At 49.8% G+C, this 4,824-nt stretch carries 10 protein-coding genes; 7 read left to right on the top strand and 3 right to left on the bottom strand.

Annotation, left to right across the window (positions count from 1 at the left end; genetic code table 11):
• Window positions 1-105: 105 nt before the first annotated feature.
• The 5 genes from NDA01_RS31220 to NDA01_RS31200 all read left to right on the top strand — a co-directional run bounded on the left by NDA01_RS31220 (window position 106) and on the right by NDA01_RS31200 (window position 2,480).
• Complete coding sequence (locus NDA01_RS31220) at window positions 106-345, top strand: hypothetical protein (protein WP_348231116.1); 240 nt, start codon at window positions 106-108, stop codon at window positions 343-345.
• On the top strand, window positions 335-952 hold the full coding sequence (locus tag NDA01_RS31215) for an RNA-guided endonuclease InsQ/TnpB family protein (protein ID WP_348231115.1): 618 nt from the start codon (window positions 335-337) through the stop codon (window positions 950-952). The genes NDA01_RS31220 and NDA01_RS31215 overlap by 11 nt, the downstream gene beginning before the upstream one ends.
• A gap of 309 nt (window positions 953-1,261) precedes the next feature.
• A complete protein-coding gene (locus NDA01_RS31210; protein WP_431193604.1) occupies window positions 1,262-1,468 on the top strand; it encodes a hypothetical protein in 207 nt (68 codons plus the stop codon).
• Window positions 1,469-1,544: 76 nt separating this feature from the next.
• Window positions 1,545-2,108, top strand: a complete 564-nt coding sequence (locus NDA01_RS31205) for a Uma2 family endonuclease (protein WP_348231114.1) — start codon at window positions 1,545-1,547, stop codon at window positions 2,106-2,108.
• A gap of 21 nt (window positions 2,109-2,129) precedes the next feature.
• The gene (locus NDA01_RS31200) at window positions 2,130-2,480 is read left to right on the top strand and encodes a Uma2 family endonuclease (protein ID WP_431193603.1); all 351 of its coding nucleotides are present in this window, start codon (window positions 2,130-2,132) and stop codon (window positions 2,478-2,480) included.
• A gap of 44 nt (window positions 2,481-2,524) precedes the next feature.
• On the opposite strand, the gene NDA01_RS31195 is transcribed toward NDA01_RS31200, so the two are convergent.
• Together NDA01_RS31195 and NDA01_RS31190 are read right to left on the bottom strand one after the other, a co-directional pair.
• Window positions 2,525-3,421, bottom strand: coding sequence for a PQQ-binding-like beta-propeller repeat protein (locus NDA01_RS31195; RefSeq protein ID WP_348231113.1), 897 nt, complete (start codon window positions 3,419-3,421; stop codon window positions 2,525-2,527).
• A 368-nt stretch (window positions 3,422-3,789) separates the two neighbouring features.
• On the bottom strand, window positions 3,790-3,984 hold the full coding sequence (locus tag NDA01_RS31190; RefSeq protein WP_348231112.1) for a hypothetical protein: 195 nt from the start codon (window positions 3,982-3,984) through the stop codon (window positions 3,790-3,792).
• Here NDA01_RS31190 and NDA01_RS32175 point away from each other — a divergent pair.
• Complete coding sequence (locus NDA01_RS32175; protein WP_431193602.1) at window positions 3,939-4,196, top strand: type IV pilin-like G/H family protein; 258 nt, start codon at window positions 3,939-3,941, stop codon at window positions 4,194-4,196. The two genes, NDA01_RS31190 and NDA01_RS32175, sit on opposite strands and share 46 nt — an antisense overlap.
• Window positions 4,197-4,204: 8 nt before the next feature.
• On the opposite strand, the gene NDA01_RS31185 is transcribed toward NDA01_RS32175, so the two are convergent.
• Complete coding sequence (locus NDA01_RS31185) at window positions 4,205-4,570, bottom strand: hypothetical protein (RefSeq protein WP_348231111.1); 366 nt, start codon at window positions 4,568-4,570, stop codon at window positions 4,205-4,207.
• Between the two features lie 157 nt (window positions 4,571-4,727).
• Here NDA01_RS31185 and NDA01_RS31180 point away from each other — a divergent pair.
• The coding region (locus tag NDA01_RS31180; protein ID WP_431193408.1) for a transposase-like zinc-binding domain-containing protein at window positions 4,728-4,824 on the top strand (97 nt) is incomplete at its 3' end.

Below are 4,824 nucleotides of genomic sequence, written 5' to 3'. Positions count from 1 at the left end.
ACATGGAAGTAGTTTTTGTAGTGAGAGGGCAAGCCAGCCAGGTTTGCCCTTTTTTGTGGTCTCTTCCATTCTCGCGAATCGATCTAGTACTCCCCCAACCAACAGATGCGCCCACTTAGAGGTAAGCCAAAATTCAAAGCACTGCGTCGTTATAGCGGGTGGACATATCCTGACTCTGCGGGTTGGAAAACCCACACGACAGGAGATAACGGTTATCTGGAACTGCGAGACTTAGGGCTTCAGATTCAGATGCGGGGCCAAGCTCGACAGTTGGGTACTCTATCTTACTTGCACCCTTGTTTATCGACAGGGCAAGTGGTACGCTTCTATCACCGTGAACTGTGAACCCCAGCGCGAAACCGGAACAGGCTCAATGGGGCTTGATTTTGGCTGTCTAAGCGCCGTTGCCCTGGGTGACGGCACAAAGCTGGATAACCCCCGATTTCTTGCCAAGACTCAGAGCCAGATTCGTCAGGCTTCCAAGCAGAAACGACGAAAGAGAGCACCCAACTTCAAGCGGAAGGTGAACGCTTCAAAGCGGTGGAAGAAAGCATCTCACAAGGTTGCTAAACTCCAGCGCAAAGTGGCAAATCAACGCCAAGATTGGGCGCACAAAGTTGCAGCAGAGATCGTTGACGGTAATAGCCTCGTTGCAACGGAAAAGCTGAATATCAAAGGGATGACCCGCAAAGCTAAACAGGGCAGCAAACGCAAGCGGCAAAAAATTGGGCTCAATCGTTCCATCCTCGATACAGGGTGGGGAATGCTGCGAGGCATGATTGAGTACAAACTGGCCGAATGTGGTGGCGTGTTTGTGGAGGTGTCGACTCAAAAGGTAAAGCCCTCCCAGACCTGTTCGAACTGCGCTCATCAAGCCCCCAAGACCTTAGACCAAAGAGAGCATCATTGTGCCAAATGCAGCTACGCAGCTACACCGATGACAGGGATGTAGCTGTGGCTAAGGTGTGTCTGTCATGGGCGTTGGGAACCCGCGTCCTCAATCTTGGGGAGGAGAGCGCTACCGCTAACCCTACAACTAAACACTGTGGAGGTTTTCGGCAACTATCCTCAATGAAGCGACAGAAACCGCGTTCCTCTTAGGGCGCGGTAGTTCATTAGAGTATTCCTGATATACAGATAGCTACCGAACTAGAAACTACTTCACTCCCTACTAAGTCACTGAGCCATGCTGCTGCACAAGGAGCAACTCGGTCGCTGGAATACACTAAAGGCAGGTGAATTCTAGTCAGGAGCCAGTGCCATGACCTGCACTCTCACTCAAACCCTCACCTTCGATGAATTCATCGCCCACTATAGTGATGACTTTCGCTACGAACTCGCCGACGGAGAACTCATCGACATGGAACCAACGGGACCGCACGAAGCGGTTGGCGGCAAACTGGCAACCAACAAAATTGGTATCGCCATCACTGAGCTCCTTCAAAATGCATTTCGAGGAGAAATCTAATTCAGGAAACTAGGGGTAAGCGTTACTCTAGAACCAAACAAGACAAGCCAGTATTGCTCAGTTTGGAAGCCAAACGATGATTGCCTCACCCCAACCCCAACTCAGTGCTGAAGAATATCTTGCTTGGGAAACTCAGCGAGAAACTCGCCATGAGTATGTGAACGGAGCGATCATCGCCATGACAGGCGGCAGCGTTGCTCATAACTTGCTAGCTCTCAACCTCTACAGCGCTCTACGGCCTCACTTGCGAGAGTGTAACTGTGTGGCTACCGTTTCTGATGTCAAAGTGCAAGTCAGTAGTAGCATCTACTACTACCCCGACTTGGTAGTTACATGCAGCGATCGCGATCTACAAGGCCGTCAACTCATTCAAGACCCTTGTCTAATTGTTGAAGTACTTTCCCCCAACACCGCAGCCAACGACCGAGGCGACAAATTCAAAAACTACCGCAACCTCAATAGCCTGCAAGAGTACGTCCTAATCGACTCCGAGAAAATTAGCGTCGAGCGCTATCGTCGAGGTGAAGGTTGGATGTGGCTCTATCATCCTTACACCGCTGGCGACACCCTGATTTTAGAAAGCCTAGAGTTCGAGTGCGCCATCGACCAAGTTTATGAAGACGTTCCTCTAGAACCGTGATTTTTACCCACAAACCGCGCCATGATTGCCTCACCCCAGCCCCACCTGACCGCCGAAGAATACCTCAAGAGGGAAGAACATAGCCCTGTCAAGCACGAGTACATTGATGGGCAAATTTTCGCAATGGCTAGAGCTAGCGATGCTCATGTCACCCTAGCGCTGACCCTTGTCTCCGAGCTGCGGAACCATTTGAGAGGCTCTGGTTGCCACGTCTATATCCCTGACATGAAAGTACAGCTCGAAGAACTCAATCGCTTCTACTACCCCGACATCCTTGTGACTTGCGACGATCGCGATCGCGAAACCCCCAACGCTTTGAAAGGGCGATCGCCTTCGTTGAGTTTAGAGCTGACACAAAATGCTAAGACTTGAACTTCTCATGTTGACCACTGTGCAGTGGGGATACAGAATCAGCCTCAGCAAGTCGGTGATTCTATACAAAATTCCTTTAACAGCGCTTCCCACTGCCCTACATCGGGCGTTTGGTTAGGAAAGACACTTAATATAGTTTTACGTACGAAGCCCTGATCAGTACCGTACTCGCAAATGACGACTGAAGTTGCCTGCAACTGAGCTTTTTCATAGCTTTGTCCGGGCCGACGAGCATATGCCTTTTGCCTCTCGCTACGAAGTTCCTCAAAGCGTTGGCGTTGCTCAGCAATTAACTGACCTTTCATTTGTTTGGATGGAGCTTCAGGTACTCTGGGCACGATGTTATACCTAGGTTCAAAAGCGCCGTTTCTATCCAAAAGCTGGAATTTGGATTTGTGATATAGAGTGACTTGGTATAAAGGAATGATTTCTCCTGTGATCAGACTGATCTCATACGCTGCTTCATCTTCAGCGGGCGGAGGCAGATAATGTGGTGTTCCAAGATTGGGTGGTGGAGGAGAATAGGTGGAATAGATACGCAAGGTTTGCTGAGATAGATCACACAGCATATGAGTCACTGTACCCGTTAACCACAGCGGTGGCGATCGCATCAGGAGTCGCCCGTTTGTAGTGACATACGCTGCAATAGCGTCACCTTGTACCACCCATAGGATGTCGTCAGTGACGCACAAAGGGTACCCATCGTCCTGGGATTCCCACACAATGTCGCCCGAAGCAATCGAGCGGCAGATGAGCTTGCCCTCAATCGAGCGATAAAACAAGCTAGATTCGGGCAAATCAACGGCAAGTGGATGCGATAAGGCAGGGGCCACCGCTGTTCGAGGGGCAGGATGAGTCAAGGTAGCCGGTGGGGGTGCTTCCTCGATCGCAGGTTTGCCTCTGCTAATCGCACGTTGCCAAGAGTTTAGCCACTGCCACATCACATCGCCTCCTATTGCTTGGACAAATATACGACAGTGCTCTCAGGTGACACCATTAAATATTTCACTGAACATCGTGAAATTTAATACCTTCGACTCTAAGGCAAACTGCTACGGCATCAGTCGATAGTTGTGGCAATTTCAATACTGTCAGATGCCTGCGAGTACGTGCTTGGATAGTGAAGAGATGATGAGTCATTCATAGCAACCCAATTAAAATTCTGGTTTCTCTGGCAGAATCGGGAATTTTATACCATGAGTCTATTCGTGGAGTTGTAGATGGCATCCAACTTTGACTTTCTGCATAGCTGTTACCCCACCCTATTTGAACACGCCGCTCATGCTGAAGGCCTCAGTAGATCGCAAATTCATTCCAGGGTAGGCAGATAAATCGTAGTAATTGCTGGAAGATGCTGCTCAACCGCTTGAGAGGGGAACTCCAGCATGGTTTTGAGGCTAAACAATTGTCGATAAATCACTCGCCTACCCTGCTGAGCCTCTCGGCTTAGGGATTGAGATGAGGTCCCAGCAGTATGAATATTCAGTTTATGCCACACCCACATCAGCATTTTCTTATGGGGTGACAATCGGCAACGATGCTCTTGCTCGGCCAAGCTATGTAGGAGGCGTTTTTCTAGGAAAGACCCAGCAAGGCGAAGACACTACATTAGCTATTCTTTGTGAGGCTAAAGGACCAGAAGCAACCCTCGCTATAAAACCTGCGTTTCAGAATGGCTCTCCTGTCTGTCCAAACGGGAGCATCCAGATAGATTAATCGGCTGCTTACACTGAATCATCCTTCCAGCCACAGTGTCCACAATCCCAATGCACTTTTGGAGTGTCCGAAGCGATGCCAGTCTCACACTGAGGGCATCGTCCTGTAAAAAGCGGGTGCGAATCGAGTAGCGCTAACTTCTCTAGCCGTGACCACCGCTGATGTGGAGTCACGATTAGCTCTCCGTTATAGTAGCTAGCCCCCTCCGGCTCCCACAGTTCTTCTGGATTGGCTGTAGAGTCATACTGAAAATCTGAGCAAGCATCACCGCTCATACCAGTGGGATGATTCGTGCAGACTAAATAGGGATTATGAGCATAGAAAAAGCAGCGATCGCACTCTGGTAACTTACGTCTAACGATTGGCTCACTCATCACCACTCAATCCTCATCCTTCACTTCCAACTGATAAATCCGGTTGGAGGGGTGTTCTGCCATCAACCGCCAGTAGTAATCGTTGGGGGGTAGTTGGACTCTTGATCCGCATCGGGCGTTGCTGAAAAAGTAATGCTGGCCTTGGCACAATGAAGGTATGAAATGTCCTCAATGTCACTCCACTCACACGGCTAAAAACGGTCACCGTCGCGGCAGACAGTGCTATCAGTGCAAGCAGTGTGGTCGCCAATTTC

It is taken from the genome of Trichocoleus desertorum AS-A10, assembly GCF_039962155.1.
Taxonomy (GTDB): domain Bacteria; phylum Cyanobacteriota; class Cyanobacteriia; order FACHB-46; family FACHB-46; genus Trichocoleus.
This window is presented reverse-complemented; position numbering and strand designations above follow the sequence as displayed.